At 65.6% G+C, this 14,976-nt stretch carries 11 protein-coding genes and 1 tRNA gene; 5 read left to right on the top strand and 7 right to left on the bottom strand.

What is annotated here, in order from left to right:
• Positions 1-15: 15 nt before the first annotated feature.
• Together DK26_RS12860 and DK26_RS12855 are read right to left on the bottom strand one after the other, a co-directional pair.
• Positions 16-789: an ABC transporter permease gene (locus DK26_RS12860; RefSeq protein WP_066472776.1), complete on the bottom strand. Its 774-nt coding sequence runs from the start codon at positions 787-789 to the stop codon at positions 16-18.
• Between the two features lies 1 nt (position 790).
• Positions 791-1,672, bottom strand: a complete 882-nt coding sequence (locus tag DK26_RS12855) for an ABC transporter ATP-binding protein (protein ID WP_083533196.1) — start codon at positions 1,670-1,672, stop codon at positions 791-793.
• A gap of 179 nt (positions 1,673-1,851) precedes the next feature.
• Here DK26_RS12855 and DK26_RS12850 point away from each other — a divergent pair, with 179 nt between their 5' ends.
• Positions 1,852-2,610, top strand: coding sequence for a GntR family transcriptional regulator (locus tag DK26_RS12850; RefSeq protein WP_066473760.1), 759 nt, complete (start codon positions 1,852-1,854; stop codon positions 2,608-2,610).
• A gap of 5 nt (positions 2,611-2,615) precedes the next feature.
• Here DK26_RS12850 and DK26_RS12845 read toward each other — a convergent pair whose 3' ends face one another.
• On the bottom strand, positions 2,616-3,023 hold the full coding sequence (locus DK26_RS12845) for a nuclear transport factor 2 family protein (protein ID WP_066472774.1): 408 nt from the start codon (positions 3,021-3,023) through the stop codon (positions 2,616-2,618).
• 109 nt (positions 3,024-3,132) lie between these two features.
• On the opposite strand from DK26_RS12845, the gene DK26_RS12840 reads away from it, so the two are divergent.
• The 3 genes from DK26_RS12840 (at position 3,133) to DK26_RS12830 (ending at position 10,948) form a co-directional block, all read left to right on the top strand.
• The gene (locus tag DK26_RS12840; protein WP_066472772.1) at positions 3,133-4,398 is read left to right on the top strand and encodes an amidohydrolase family protein; all 1,266 of its coding nucleotides are present in this window, start codon (positions 3,133-3,135) and stop codon (positions 4,396-4,398) included.
• 210 nt (positions 4,399-4,608) lie between these two features.
• A tRNA-Arg gene (locus DK26_RS12835) sits at positions 4,609-4,685 on the top strand.
• A gap of 1,322 nt (positions 4,686-6,007) precedes the next feature.
• Positions 6,008-10,948 (top strand): autotransporter-associated beta strand repeat-containing protein, encoded by a 4,941-nt coding sequence (locus DK26_RS12830; protein ID WP_066472770.1) that lies wholly within the window; start codon positions 6,008-6,010, stop codon positions 10,946-10,948.
• A 101-nt stretch (positions 10,949-11,049) separates the two neighbouring features.
• Here DK26_RS12830 and DK26_RS12825 read toward each other — a convergent pair whose 3' ends face one another.
• The 4 genes from DK26_RS12825 to DK26_RS12810 all read right to left on the bottom strand — a co-directional run bounded on the left by DK26_RS12825 (position 11,050) and on the right by DK26_RS12810 (position 13,745).
• A complete protein-coding gene (locus DK26_RS12825; protein WP_066472768.1) occupies positions 11,050-11,271 on the bottom strand; it encodes a hypothetical protein in 222 nt (73 codons plus the stop codon).
• An 83-nt stretch (positions 11,272-11,354) separates the two neighbouring features.
• Positions 11,355-11,711: an HdeA/HdeB family chaperone gene (locus DK26_RS12820; RefSeq protein WP_066472767.1), complete on the bottom strand. Its 357-nt coding sequence runs from the start codon at positions 11,709-11,711 to the stop codon at positions 11,355-11,357.
• Between the two features lie 61 nt (positions 11,712-11,772).
• Positions 11,773-13,203, bottom strand: coding sequence for a DUF1254 domain-containing protein (locus DK26_RS12815; RefSeq protein ID WP_066472765.1), 1,431 nt, complete (start codon positions 13,201-13,203; stop codon positions 11,773-11,775).
• 209 nt (positions 13,204-13,412) lie between these two features.
• The gene (locus DK26_RS12810; RefSeq protein WP_066473757.1) at positions 13,413-13,745 is read right to left on the bottom strand and encodes an AraC family transcriptional regulator; all 333 of its coding nucleotides are present in this window, start codon (positions 13,743-13,745) and stop codon (positions 13,413-13,415) included.
• Between the two features lie 124 nt (positions 13,746-13,869).
• Here DK26_RS12810 and DK26_RS12805 point away from each other — a divergent pair, with 124 nt between their 5' ends.
• Positions 13,870-14,931, top strand: a complete 1,062-nt coding sequence (locus DK26_RS12805) for an AraC family transcriptional regulator (RefSeq protein WP_248309955.1) — start codon at positions 13,870-13,872, stop codon at positions 14,929-14,931.
• Positions 14,932-14,976: the final 45 nt, after the last annotated feature.

Genomic DNA, 14,976 nt, shown 5'->3' with positions numbered 1-14,976 from the left:
TTGTGCGGATTGAGATCAGGCGGCGGCGAAGTCGTTCTTGCGGTTGGCCCAGCCGGTGACGCGCATTTCGATCAGCGAGAAGGCGACGTAGAGCGCGACGCCGAGCCCGGCGAGGATGAACAGCCCGGCGAAGACCAGCGGCACGTTGAAGTTGGAGGAGGCGCTCATCATCACGTTGCCGATGCCGCGATTGGAGGCGACGGTCTCGGCCAGCACGGTGCCGACGAAGGCATAGGTGACGGCGACCTTCAGCGAGGCGAAGAAGAAGGGCATGGTGCGCGGCAGGCCGACATTCCAGAGGATGTCGAGCTTGCTGGCGCCGAGCGCCTTCAGCACGTCCTCCATCTCTGGCTCGGTCGTGGCGAGGCCGGTCGCGATATTGACGACGATCGGGAAGAAGCAGATCGCGAGCGAGGTCAGCACCGCCGGGACCGTGCCCGAGCCGAACCAGAGCACGAAGATCGGCACCACCGCGACCTTCGGGATCGACGAGAACCCGATCAGCAGCGGGTAGGCCGTGTCGTAGGCGGTGCGCGAGACGCCGATGATCGCGCCGAGCACGACGCCCAGCGCCACGCCGAGCGCGAAGCCCAGCATCGTCGTCGCCAGCGTCTGCAGGATATGCGGCCAGAGGATCGGGAAGCGCTGCACCAGCGTGGCGAAGACCTGGCTCGGCCGCGGCAGGATCAGGTCCGACATGCCGGAGGCGATGCAGAACACCTCCCAGCCGGCGAAGAACAGCAGGATCAGCGCGGCCGCCCAGAACTTGCGCTTGAGGTTCTCGGACATGTCAGTGGCTCCCCGCTATTGCCTGGGCCGAACGGGCATCGACGATCAGCTCGCGCAGGCGCTGGTTAAGGGCCACGAAGCCGGGCTCGAAGGTCATGGCGATGCTGCGCGGCCGCGCGAATGCGACAGGGCTGTCGTCGATGATCCGGCCGGGCCGGGCGCTCATCACGCAGATGCGGCTCGCCAGGAAACCCGCCTCGCGCAGATCGTGCGTCACCAGCAGGACGGTTGGTCGGTGGGTCAGCCAGAGCTCCTGCAGGATCGCCCAGAGTTCCTCGCGGGTGAACTGGTCGAGCGCACCAAACGGCTCGTCGAGCAGCAGCATGCGCGGTTCGTGGATCAGGGCGCGGCAGAGATTGGCGCGCTGGAGCATGCCGCCGGACAGCTGCCAGGGATATTTGCCGGCAAAGCCCTGCAAGCCCACCTGCGCGAGCAGCGCATGCGCCCTGTCGCGGAAGCTGCCGCGTTTCTCCTTGCGGAACTGCGAGCGGAATGGCTCGACGATCTTGAGCGGCAGCATGACGTTCTGCTCGATCGTCATCCAGGGCAGCATGGTCGGGTTCTGGAAGGCCATGCCCAGCCGGAGCGCCTTGGCCGCGACCTCGCGCCCGCCCACGATGACGGCGCCCGAACTCGGTTGCACGAGGCCGCTGACCAGGCGCAGGATGGTCGACTTGCCGCAGCCGGAAGGGCCGACCAGCGCGAGGAACTCGCCATCCGGAATGCGCAGCGTCGTCTCGGCGAGGGCGGGAACAGCGTTCGCCCCCCGCCCGAACGTGACGGAGGCCTGGGAGAGTTCCGCCGCGAGCCGCGGCTGCGCGGCGGCCTGCGTTTCGGGTTCCGGCGCCACCGCGATGGCGAGAAGGGGGCTGCTCTGGCTCATGAGAAAGTGCATGCAATAGGAATGCCAAACTGCATTCGATGCTCTGTGTCCGCTCTCCGTTCATGGAGCGGAAGGCACGATCGCTGCCGCGGCTGTTCGCACGGTTCCTGGCGCGCTGCATGCATTGCGCGGTCCCCCGGGACGGCGCTAAGACGGCTGGCACAGGGTGGACGATGACGATGGCGCGTGACGGTGGCGGGGGCAGCGGCCCCTCGGACAAGGTCGGACAGATTTGCCGGGCCCTGCGCCGCGCGATCATCGAGCAGGCGCTCGAGCCGGGCGAGAAACTGCCCGAGGATGCGCTTGGTGAACGTTTCGGCGTCAGTCGCACAATTGCGCGCCATGCGCTCGGTCAGCTGGCCGCCGAGGGGCTGGTCGAGCTGCGCCGCAACCGCATCGCCGTGGTCGCAACCCCGAGCTGGCAGGAGGCGCGCGACACGTTCGACATCCGCATCGAGCTCGAGCGCCTCGTCGTGCGCCAGCTTGCCGGCCGGCTGAGCAAGAGCCAGGTCGCGACGTTGCGCGCCCATGTCGATGCCGAGGATGCCGCACGCAGCGGGCCGGACGCAGTCTCGATCCGGCTCGCGACCGAGTTCCACATCCTGCTGGCGACGATGACGGAGAGCCCGATCCTGATCCGCTATGTCAGCGAGATCGCCTATCGCTGTTGCCTGACGCTATCCCTGTTCAGCCGGCCGCATTCATCTGAATGCGGGATCAACGAGCACAGGCTGCTGATCGATGCGCTCGAGGCGGGGAATGCAGAGGCTGTGGCGAGCCTGATGCACCATCACCTCGACTCGGTCGCGGAGCGCGCCTTGGTCGCGCACGCGAAACCGCGCGGGCGCGACATCATGGTTATTCTGGCGCCCTATGCCGAGACGGCGCCCGCTGCCCCGCCTTCCGGGCGCAAGCGCCGGCTGGACGCGGCCGAATAGCCGTTTCAGGCGACGATGCCGCGCTGCTCCAGGATGCGCTCGGCGCTGTCGTTCCAGACGTCCATCTTGACGATCAGCCCATCGCGCACGACGAAACGATCGACATAGCGATTGCCCTCGAAGGCGGTGCCGTCTGGCCATTCGCCATAGAGCGTGCCGACGCTGTAGACGATCGTCTCGCCCTCGGCGGGGCAGACATCGAAACGCTCCATGCGCTTCTTCACCCAGCGATAGCGCATGGCGTTGAAGCCCGACGGTCCGCTCGGATGGTCGAACAGGCGTCCGCCGGTAAAGGTGATCGGCGTCCCCGGCGCCATATAGCGCGCAGCGCCGTCGGGATCCGGCACCATCGAGGCTTCGAGATATGCTCGCACGATCTCGGCGTCCGAGAGCGTCTCCACGCGGTTCAACATGGCCTGGTCCACTGTCACGAGGTAATCCTGAACCTAGTGTTTAGCGTCTCGGCACATAAAGTGCATGCATGTTTTCTGCGCAACTGAATACCAAACGACAAGCAGAGCCATGCCGACCGCCCCTTCTCTCGATCTCGTCTTTCGCCGAGCGACCATCCGCGGCCATGACCAACCGCAGGATATCGGCGTCAGCGCCGGGAGGATCGCGGCCATAGGCGCGGGGCTGCGCTGCGATGCGCCGGAGGTCGATGTCGGCGGCCGGCTGGCGCTGCCGGGCTTCGTCGACAGCCACATCCATCTCGACAAGGCCTGTCTGCTGGGCCGCTGCGACCATGGCCACGGCGGGCTCTCCGGCGCCATCGCGTCCGTCGCCGCGATGAAGCGCGACTTCACCGAGGCCGATGTCTACGCGCGCGGCGCCAGGGTCATCGAAAAGGCGATCGGCAAGGGCACCACCCGGATGCGCACCCATGTCGAGGTCGACCCCCGCGCCGGCCTGCGCAGTTTTGCGGCGATCAAGGCGTTGAAGGCCGATTATGCCTGGGGACTCGACCTCTCGATCTGCGTCTTTCCGCAGGAGGGACTGACCAACGATCCCGGCACCGAGGAGCTGCTCGTCACCGCCCTCGAGAACGGGGCCGACCTCCTCGGCGGCTGCCCCTATACCGATACCGATCCGGTGGCGCAGATCGAGCGGCTCTTCGCCCTGGCGCGGCGCTTCGATGTCGATCTCGATTTCCATCTCGATTTCGACCTCGACCCGAGCTGGATGCATCTCGACGAGGTCTGCCGGCAGACGCAGCTGCATGGCTGGGGCGGGCGGGTGGCGATCGGCCATGTGACCAAGCTCTCGATGGTGCCGCCCGATGCCTTGGCGGCCATCGGGCGAAGGCTCGCCGATACCGGCATCGCCCTGACCGTGCTGCCGGCGACCGACCTCTACCTCATGGGGCGGGAGGAAACCCATGCGAGGCCGCGCGGGCTCACGCCGGCGCATCTGCTGGCCGCTCAGGGCGTGACCTGCTCTGTCGCCACGAACAACGTCCTCAACCCCTTCACGCCTTTCGGCGACGGCTCGCTGCTGCGCATGGCCAATCTCTACGCGAATGTCGCGCAATGCGGCCCACACGAATTTGAGCAGTGCCTCGACTTGGTCACGACAGCACCGGCACGGCTGATGCGTCTTGACGACTACGGCATTGTGGTCGGCAATCCCGCCGACCTCGTCATCCTGGAGGCCGGGACGCCGGGCGACGCTCTGGCGGAAATTGCCGAGCCGGTCATGGGCTTCAGGCGAGGCCGCCTGAGCTTCGAGAGGCCGCCGGCGCGATTGAACATCTCAGTTGCGAGAAAGCTCGCCGGACTATCGGGTTGAGAAAGCGCTGCCTACGAAAGCATACGGCGGCGTGCCGACGCTGAGCTATGCCATATTGAGGCGTGCGAGGTCCCTGACACTTTGCACGCCACAGCCGCGCCACGCCCGACACGATGCGAACGTGTGACCTTGCCGCACTCGAGCGCCGCTCCTTCGCAAAATCCCTCGTTGCCGAAGCAGCCGCGATCGGCTATCCAGCCTTCACGGTTTGCGCCCGTAGCTCAGCTGGATAGAGCGTTGCCCTCCGAAGGCAAAGGTCACACGTTCGAATCGTGTCGGGCGCGCCAACAAAATCAACCACTTACACCCTTTCTCGCCGTTCGTCCCACACAGCTGTCCCACACAGCCGCGCGGGGCTACTCAGCGCGCTCGCACAACGCAGCGCATTCTCCGCAGCTCTCGCTTTGTGCCTGGCAGCGGCCGGCTGCGCGACGCGCGCCGAGATCGCCGCACAGCGCGAGGCGCAATTCCAATCCCTCGTCGGCGGCACGATGGCCGATTTCATGCGACGAACCGGCCTAACGCCGACTGATATGTATTCGACGAGTTCCGGCCGCACCTTCGTCGTCCGTGGTCCCACCACAGCGATCGTCGTCCCTGGCAGTTACGGGCGCCAACGGTGGGGCGCAGTTTTCAGTGTCAGATGCTCATTGACACGGAGGCAGCGGACGCGAAGGGAACCGCGGATAGCTGGCGGGTGACGCGGATCACGCGCAGTGGGCCGTGCTAAGTTGAAGCAACGGCTCGCGCCGGCCCATGGCAGTAAGGCGCGGCATCCGATGTTCAAGGCGCAGAGAGCCAGGAGCGACGCCTGATCGTCTCCGACGCGCCAGTTAACGAAGTGTGTCGGAAGTATCACAATTCGGGCTTATCGGGCCTCCTGGTGCAGCGTCACCCAAATGGGGGGTGCGGCCGATGCGGGCTCTGTGCTGGTCTCCCGGCCGAGATGCCATGCTGCCCAAGGTTTGCCTCCGCCATGCCGCGCCGTCTTCCGAAGTCCGCCCCGCGCCTGGCGCCGCTCTTCCTCGCTGGTATCTCCGTCCTGCCACTCACGTCGGCAGCGCTCGCCGTGGATGCGACCTGGGTCGGCGCAACAGGCAACTTCGGCACCGGCTCGAACTGGAGCGGCAACAACGTACCGGACGGCACCGCGACCTTTGGCGCGACCGGGGCGACGACGGTCGACATCTCCGGCAGCACCTATTGGGTCGGCGGCTTTACATTCAATGCTGACACTCCGGCCTACGACTTCAATGTGTCCTCAACTTTGGTCCTGAACGGCGCCGGAATTACCAATAATTCCAGCGCAATCCATGTATTTAATGTTTCCGCGTCAGGTCGAATTGCGTTAATGGGATCAAGTTCAACGGGTAATTCTACAATTATAAACAATGGACAATTGACTTTTAATGATTCCAGTTCACCTGGAGCCTCTAGTATATCGAATTATCAAAATATTACATTCCAAAGTAACGCATCATTGGGATATAATTATATTTATAATTACGATTTAATAGATTTCAACTCTATGTCTTCCGCCGGAAATTCAACAATTTTTAACGGATATATACTTCGGTTTTCTGGCTCATCCACAGCCGGAAATGCACGATTGATCTCGACGACATCTAATAGTCTTACTATTTTTACTGGCACGGGCCTACTTGGCGACGGCCAGGTTTCGGCCGGTTCGATCGAGGGCGATGGTTATTATAATCTCAACAGCACGACGCTGACGGTCGGTGGCAACAATTTCTCGACCACGGTCGGCGGTGTCATCAGCGGAGCCGGCGGATCGCTGACCAAGACCGGCACCGGCACGCTCACCCTGTCGGGCGCCAACACCTACACCGGCACCACCACCATCAGCAGCGGCGCGCTCAGGATCGAAAACGCCTCGGCGCTCGGCAGCGCGGCCGGCGGAACCAGCGTCGCCTCCGGGGCGGCGCTGGAACTGGCGGGCGGCATCTCCGTCGGCAGCGAGGCCCTGACCCTGAGCGGCACCGGCGTGTCGAACGGTGGCGCGCTGCGCAATGTTTCCGGGCAAAACAGCTATTATGGCACAATCACGCTCGGCTCCGACGCACGTATTGCCAGCGACGCCGGAGCATTCGCCCTTGGAGCCATCATCGGCGCCAACGTCAACCTGACCGTGGGCGGCGCCGGCACTACGGCGATCGCCGCCGGCATATCGACCGGCACCGGTTCGCTGACCAAGGACGGCACTGGTATGCTCACCCTGTACGGTGGCAATAGCTACAGCGGAATCACCACCATCAATGCCGGCACGCTACGCACCGCCGCGACCAATGCGATCGCGTCGAGCTCGGCGCTCGCCCTGGCGGATTTCTCAGGCGCCGTCTTCGACCTGGCTGGCTTGAACCAGACGATCCAGACGCTCAGCGGCGGCGGCAGCAATGGTGGCGACATCACGCTGAGCAGCGCGATTCTGACGGTCAACCAGACGGCAAACAGCAGCTTTGCCGGCAGGATCAGCGGCAGTGGCGGCCTGACCAAGACCGGCACCGGAACGCTCACCCTGTCGGGGGCCAACAGTTACACTGGCGCGACCACCATCAGCAGCGGCGCCCTCAGGATCAGCAACCTCTCAGCGCTCGGCAGCGCGGCCGGCGGAACCAGCGTCGCCTCCGGGGCGGCGCTGGAACTGGCGGGCGGGATTTCCGTCGGCAGCGAGGCCCTGACCCTGAGCGGCACCGGCGTGTCGAACGGTGGCGCGCTGCGCAACATCTCCGGAACCAACAGCTATGGCGGAGCCATCACGCTGGCCTCCGACACGCGCATCGCCAGCGACGCCGGCATAATTTCCCTGCAGGGCGGCGTCAGCGGCACCAACGTCAATCTGACGGTCGGCGGAGCCGGCGATACGACCATCTCGGGCGCCATCGCCACCGGCACCGGCTCGCTGACCAAGTACGGCGCCGGCACGCTCACCCTGTCGGGCGCCAACACCTATACCGGCACCACCACCATCAGCGGCGGCGCCCTCAGGATCAGCAACGGCTCGGCACTCGGCAGCGCGGCCGGTGGAACCACCGTCGCCGCCGGCGCCGCGCTGGAGCTGGCGGGCGGGGGCGGGATCGCGGCCGAGGTCCTGACGCTGAACGGCTCCGGCGTTGCGGGCGGCGGCGCGCTGCGCAACGTCTCCGGGAGCAACACCTATAGTGGGGCCATCACGCTCGGCTCCGACACGCGCATCGCCAACGATGCCAGCGCGCTGCACTTGTCCGGTGGCATCAGCGGCACCAATTTCAATCTGACGGTCGGCGGAAGCGGCAATACGCTAAATTCGGGCAGCATCGCCACCGGCAGCGGCTCGCTGACCAAGGACGGCTCCGGCGCGCTCTTCCTGTACGCGGGCAACAGCTATAGCGGCGCGACGTTCGTCAACGCCGGCGCGCTGCGGGCCGTGGGGGCCAATATGATCGCGTCCAGTTCCGGGCTCACCCTGGCCAATGTCACCGGCGCCGTCTTCGATCTGAACGCCTACAACCAGTCGATCGGCACGCTCAGCGGCGGCGGTAGCAGTGGCGGCAACATCACGCTGGGCGCTGCGACGCTGACGGTCGATCAGTCGGCGAGCAGCCTCTATGGCGGCACGATCTCCGGCAGCGGCTCCCTGACCAAAAGCGGTACGGGGACGCTCAACCTGTCGGGCACCAATACCTATACCGGCGCGACCGCAGTCAATGGCGGCACCCTGCTGGTCAACGGCTCGCTCGCCTCCTCGACCGTCTCGGTCGGCACGGGCGGCACGCTCGGCGGCTCGGGCACGATTGCGGGCGCGGTCACCGTCGCTTCGGGCGGCACGCTCTCGGCCGGCAATTCGCCGGGGACGCTGACGGTCCAGTCGCTGACGCTGAGCGCCGGCTCGAACACGGTGTTCGAGCTGAACACGCCGGGCGTCGCCGGCGGCGCCACCAATGACCGCATCATCGTCAACGGCGCGGGCGCGGCCGGCAATCTCCAGCTCGGCGGCACCTTGACCGCCACTGTCGCCTCGGCCGGCTATTACCGGCTGTTCGACGTCACCGGCGGCGGCACGATCAGCGGCAGCTTCGACACGGTGACGCTCTCGGCTCCCTCCGTCGCAGGTGCGGCCGGCACGGTCTACAAATCGCCCGGGGGCGCGTCCTCGCAGGTCAACCTCGCGGTCGTCGGCTCCGGCCAGAACCTGCAGTTCTGGGATGGTGGCGACCAGAGCGGCAACGGCACGGTCGATGGCGGCGCCGGAACCTGGAATGCCGGCAACACCAACTGGACGAAGGCTCCGGGCGAGGCCGGGATCAACGCACCCTGGCTCGGCTCTGTCGGTGTCTTCCAGGGTGTGGCCGGCACGGTCACGGTCTCCGGTACGCAAAGTTTCGATACGCTGCAGTTCAACAGCGACGGCTATCTGCTGACCGGCGGCAGCCTGCGCCTTGGCGTCGCCGGCGGCGGCACGCTCAACGTCTCGGCCGGCGCCACAGCAACGATCGCCTCAAGCTTCGCCGACGGCGCCGGCACCGGCCTGAACAAGGTCGGGGCCGGAACGCTCGTCCTCACCGGCAGCAACACCTATACCGGCGGCACGATCCTCTCGGCCGGCACGTTGAGCGTGTCGGCCGACGCCAATCTCGGTGCTGCCGGCGGGGCGCTGACGCTGAATGGCGGTGTGCTGCAGGTGACCGGGACCGGGCTGACACAGCTTTCCCGCAGCATCGTCTTCGGCGCCAATGGCGGCGGCTTCGACATCACAGATGTCGGCAACACGTTCACGGTCTCGCAGGCGCTTGCCGGGGGCGGCTCCCTGACCAAGACGGGCGCCGGGACGCTCGTCCTTTCGGGAACCAGCACCTATACCGGCGCGACCACGGTCAACGCCGGCAGGCTTCTGGTCGACGGGTCGATCGCCAGCGCGGCGACGGTGAACAGCGGCGGCGTGCTCGCCGGCTCCGGCACGGTCGGCGGCATCACCGCCAATGGCGGCGCCACGGTCGCGCCCGGCAATTCGATCGGCACGCTCACCGTCACCGGCAACGTCGCCTTTGCCGCTGGCTCGACCTATCAGGTCGAGGTCAACGCCGCCGGGCACAGCGACCGGATCTCCGCCTCGGGGAGCGCGACGCTCGCGGGCGGCACCGTGCGGGTCCTGGCCGAGAACGGCAATTATGCGGCGGCGACGAGCTACACCATCCTGTCCGCGACCGGCGGCGTGAGCGGGCAGTTTGCCGCGGTGGGCTCCAACCTCGCCTTCCTGACACCCTCGCTGAGCTATGACAGCCAGAACGTCAGGCTGACGATGACGCGCAACGACACCTCCTTCGGGCCGACGCCGGTGCCGGACGGCTCTGGCGGCTCATCATCCTCGCCAGACGCACCCGCGCCTGCCGCGACCACGCCGAACTACATCGCCGGGACACGCAACCAGGGCGGCATCGCCAGCGCCGCCGAGCGGCTGGGCGCCGGCAACCCGGTCTATGACGCACTGATCGGGGCGACCGCCGACGAGGCCCGCGCCGGCTTCGCCCTGCTCTCCGGCGAGACGCACGCCCAGGGCGTCGCCGTCGCGGTCGGCCAGGGTGGGTTGATGCGCGATACCCTCCTCGGCCATCTGCGCGGGCCGCTGCTGACCCCGCCCGGTCCTGCTGTCGCAGCCGGCTTCAGCGCCGATCTGCGGGTTCGCCAGGAGCTCGTGATGCTGCCGGCCCCGGTGCCGCAGCCACGCTTCCGGCTCTGGGGCGAGGCTTATGGCGGGCAGGGACGCAGTGCCACGGACGGCAATGCCGCCTTCCTGAAAAGCCGCACCGGCGGTTTCCTGCTCGGGGCCGATGCGCTCATTGCCGAAGGCGCCGGCTCCTCCTTCAGCCTCGGTGTCGCCGGCGGCTACAGCCGATCGGACGTCGACTCAGACAGCCGGCTTTCCTCCGGCCGGCTCGAAGCCGGTCAGGCCGCGCTCTATGCCGCGGCCCGCCTCGGTGCCTGGCGCCTGGATGGCGGCCTGGGCTATTCCGTCGGCGAAACCAGCCTGACGCGTCAGGTCCGCCTTCGCGGCTTCGGCGACACTTTGCGCTCGAAGCGCGACAGCCGGGTGGCGCAGGCTTTCGTCGAGCTCGGTTATGGCTTCAACTTCGAGCGCTTCGCGCTCGAACCCTTCGCCCAGCTCGCGCTGCTGCGGATATCGACCGGCTCGGGCCTCGAGCAGGGCGGGGCTGCGGCGCTGCGCCTGTTCTCCGGCGAGCAGAACCTCGGCTTCACGACGCTCGGCCTGCGTGCCGAGATGCAGCTCGGCGCCATGCCGGTCTTCGCCCGCGGCCTCGTCGGCTGGCGCCACGGCTTCGGCGACCTCACCCCGCAGACGCTGACCGCCTTTGCCCTCGGCACCGCTCCGGCGCAGGTCTACGGTACGCGGATCGACCGCAACGCGCTGGTCGCCGAGGCCGGGCTGGACTGGCGCCCGGACGGGGGGACGACGCTCGGCATGGCCTATTCCGCCGTGCTCGGCGAGCAGGCGCAGGATCATGCCCTCAAGGGACGCTTCGAGGTCAGGTTCTGAGAAGGCCGGCGGCGCTCAGCTTCAACGGGGGTGGATCAGTCGTGCTCTCTTCAGCTGGCGCGGCCAGCAAACGTCATCCGGCCGGAGACGATATGGCCCCCTCAACGGCCCGCGGGCGCGCCGAGCTGATAGTCCTTCTGCAAGGCCTGGTCGGAAGACGGGTAAAGCGCCTGGCATTCGTCAAAGTAGAAATTCTGGGGCTGCCTGTTGACGGGGTTTGCGCAAATCGCCGCGAGCTCCGCTTGTCTCGACTGCGACGTCTGACAGCCGCTGAGGACGATGCTTGCCAGGAAGACTGGGCCGATCAATCGGATCGATGTCATGCGATCGCTCCTTCTTGAGTTCGGGAGAAGATCCGCGCCAGAGGCCCGGCCCGGATCTTCAAAGGAGGGGCAGTGCCTTCAAATCAGGGCTTCATCTCGATTCCGCGCTCGGCGCGCATATCCTTGAACACCACGGCGATGGCTTCGATCACGCGTTTGCTCTGATTGGCCTTACAGTACTGGATGATTTCGTGCTCGGCCTCTTTGCCGCGCTTGACGTTGAGCATGTGCTTCCGCGCCAGGCCATTGTACCAGCCGCTATACCAGCTCGTCAGCATGTCGGCGTCCTCCTGGAACGTCCCCGCCAATTGTGCGCAGGTCAGCTTCTGGACGTCGATGTAGCCATTCTCGTCCGCATAGGCGCTCAGAGCAGTCTGCGCCGCGGCCGGAGTTGCAAGCATCATTCCCAGGAGTGCTGCTGCCAATGCCTTTCCGGTCATCGTCTTCGCCTTTCCAAGTTTCACCAACAGTCGTCAGGGTCGAAGCTGCGCAGGGCCCGGTTCAGGCCTGTTTCGTCGCGGCGGGGATCGTCCAGGTGCCGTTGATGATCGACGGATCGGTTTCACTCGGCCAATACATGCGAAGCATCAGAATGAAATCGCCGGCGGGGGCGGGAAGCCAGTTCGACTCCTTCTCCTTTCCTGGGGATTCATGCTGGATGTAGAGATCGGTGGAGCCGTCCGGATTGGACTTGAGGTTCTGGCGGGCGCTGATCGAGTATCGGTTCAGCGGGTTGTTCACGAAGAAATACTTGTCGTCGTACATGGTCAGCGACCAGAAGCCGTCCGCGGGGGGCAGATGCCCCTTGGGGAAGCGCATGACGTACTTGTTCGCCCCGCTGTATTTCCGGCCAACGGCATCGCGCTGCGAGGTCGGGTAGACCGCGTCCTGGGGGCGGTTGGCGCCGAGGCCGATCGCGGTCACCAGCGCGCGCATCAGATAGTCGGTGCCATAGATGCCGGTCTTCTTCGTAAAGGCCCAGCCGTTCTCGTGCTTGACGGCCCCGTTGATCTTGAACTGCAACATGATCCTGTCGAAGGCGACTTCGGGGACCCGCTTCGCCAGATCGACCTTGAACTTGCTCTCGTCGAAGTCCTGGCCCGGAACGATGCCGAGATGGGCGAAACGCGCGAGCTCCGGCGCGTCGGCGGCTGCCGGCGGATTGCTCTTCATCAGCTCGCAGAGCAGCTTGAAATAGGACACCGCATCCATGCGATTGACCTGGTCCCGCACCGCGGTCTTCATGTCGATCGACGGATCGACCTTGCCGGGCGGCGGCGTATAGGGCTTGCCATAGGCGCTGAGCGGGACGAGCTTGAATTCATCCTGCAGCTTGTGGACCGCGGCGTAGTCCTCGGGCGTGCCGGTGCAGTAGATGCGCCCGAGCAGCCAGACGATGTTCGTCGAGGATTTGTACTCCTTCACGCCCTCGGGCAGCGTGCCCTTCCAGCCGGGGCCGGTAATCGCGTAGGTCTGGGGCCCGGTGCCGGTGGTCCGCTTGCCCGGCACTTGGAAGACGGTCGTCCAGCCGTCCAGCATCGGAAGCAGGAAGTAGCGCCCCTTCATATCGGGAACGCTGAGGACCCAGGGCTCGTTGCCGACGTCGAAGAACGCGGTCGTGTAGAGCGTATCGGCGTTCGGCGCCGTGACGTCCCTGAAGGAAGCATCGGGATAGCTGCGCAGCTTGATGATGTGGCCCATCGGAGCCCGCGTTCCGACGGCATCGGCAGCGTTGGTTATGACACGCCGGGTCATCTCCATCGTGACCAGCGGGTACCCGAAAATATAGGCGTCGGTGGCCAGCCAGAAATCCTCCAGGCCTTCGCCGATGCCGAGGAAAGCTCCCTGCTCGGCGCGAGCGGGGTTCCCCGCCGTCGCGCCAGCAAGCACCGCTACGCCGCCGAGAGCTGCGGTTCGCCGAGTGATCTTCATCTTCAACCTCCACATTGCTAGCGCCAGACTGAAGCGCGCCGGGCAGGCCTTTTGCGGCCGCTCGCCGGTCACTCCCTGCGAAACCGTGCGCCTTCTGGGCGATTACGCTCGGTCATTTGCTGCCTCTGCCCGATCGAAATCTTGCCATTACGCGCCAAGAGCGGACTTGCTGAGAGTGGCGCGGAACACACCGAGGTCTGCGGCCTGCGTCATTTGCGCCGTTGCCGCCGATAGCTCGCGGGCTGGATCTTCATCAGGCGCATGAAGCTGCGCGAGAAGCTGGTCGGGCCGGTGTAGCCAAGAAGCAGGGCGATGCGCGAAACCTTCTCGTCGGTTTCGGTCAGCAGGCGGCAGGCGGTAGCCAGCCTGACCTCGGCAACGATTGCGCTATGGCAGGTTCCGCTTGCCGCAAGATGCCGCTGAAGCGAGCGGGTGCTGAACCCGAGCCGACTTGCAATCTGCCGGAGCGATGCGCCACTCTGCAGCGACGCTGCAACGGCCTCTCGCACGGTGTGCTGGGAAGGGATATGCCCGAGCTTCATCGCCTTGTCGCGAAGGGCCGAAACCTTCGCGTCTCCGTTCACTCAGCTCGCCATTTAGTGATCGATCAAGTGGCCCGTCTGGCCATTGCCCGCCAAAAGCTGGCCGCTCCGATGCCTTGCCAGGATGACGGAGCGGCTATGGTTTGCTGAAGACGATAACTCTGCAGCCTTGGGGGAAGGCGACATGAGCAGTATTCCGATTACGCGTTGCCAGTTCCTGATCCCGTTCACCGACATCCACGACGAGATCGGCGCGCCCACAGCGCCGTTGCTGGAGAAATTCGGGCTGCCGAGCTGCCTGGAGGAGAAGGCCGACGATTTCATCCCGCTATTGCGCGCGGTGAGCTTTGCCGAGAGCGCGCAGAGGTCCCAAGGCATCGTCGATTTCGGCTTTCAGGCCTCCAGGCGCCTCCAGTTCTGCCATCTCAGCGCCAAGTTCAGGGCAATCATCGGATATTCACCGACATTGTTCCTCGCTCTGCAGCAGGTCTGCAAATGGGCGACGCTGGAGGACAACGTCCTCGACATGTGGCTCGAACGAGCCGATGACCACATCAAGATCTGCAGCAAGCTCGTCGGAACCGCGGGCATCGCGCATCTTGAGCATTCGCATTGGCTGCAGAACGTCTTTACGATCCATGTCGTGCGGCAGTTCGCCGGGACGGGCTGGGAGCCGGCTACGATCGCCTTCGAGGCGCGCTACGTCCCGAGCATCGAAACCCAGGCCTACTGGCCAAATACGCGGTTCCTCTCCGGGCAGTTCGCCTCGTGGATCGAGGTGCCGCTCTCGCTCATGGGCCGTTCCGGCTGCGGGATCGAGACACCGTTCGCGTTCCTCGATGACGATGCCGACCCGGCCGGAGGAGACATCGTCCGCGCGCTCAAGCTGATGTTGCCGTCCTATCTCGACGAAGGCGTTCCGTCCGTCGCTGAAATCGCGGAGATGGCGGGCACCAGCGCCAGAAGCTTGCAGCGAAAACTGGCGCTCGTCGGCCTGACCTACTCCGATCTGATCGAAGCCGCGCGTTTCGAGAGGGCGACCAAGCTCCTGCGCACGACGGACGCCAAGGTGATCGAAGTGGCGTTTGCTTCGGGCTATGCCGACCCGGCACATTTCACGCGGGCATTCCGCCGCATGTCGGGGATCACGCCGCGCCGGTTTCGCAACGAAGCCAGACCACGCTGACTTTGCAGTCCCAACCAGTCGGCTGGCGTCGGCTGTCCGCTATCG

It is taken from the genome of Allobosea sp. WAO, from assembly GCF_001509835.1.
Taxonomy (GTDB): Bacteria; Pseudomonadota; Alphaproteobacteria; order Rhizobiales; family Beijerinckiaceae; genus Allobosea.
Note: the sequence above shows the minus strand (reverse complement) of the source record. Positions and strands in the feature narration are given on the sequence as shown.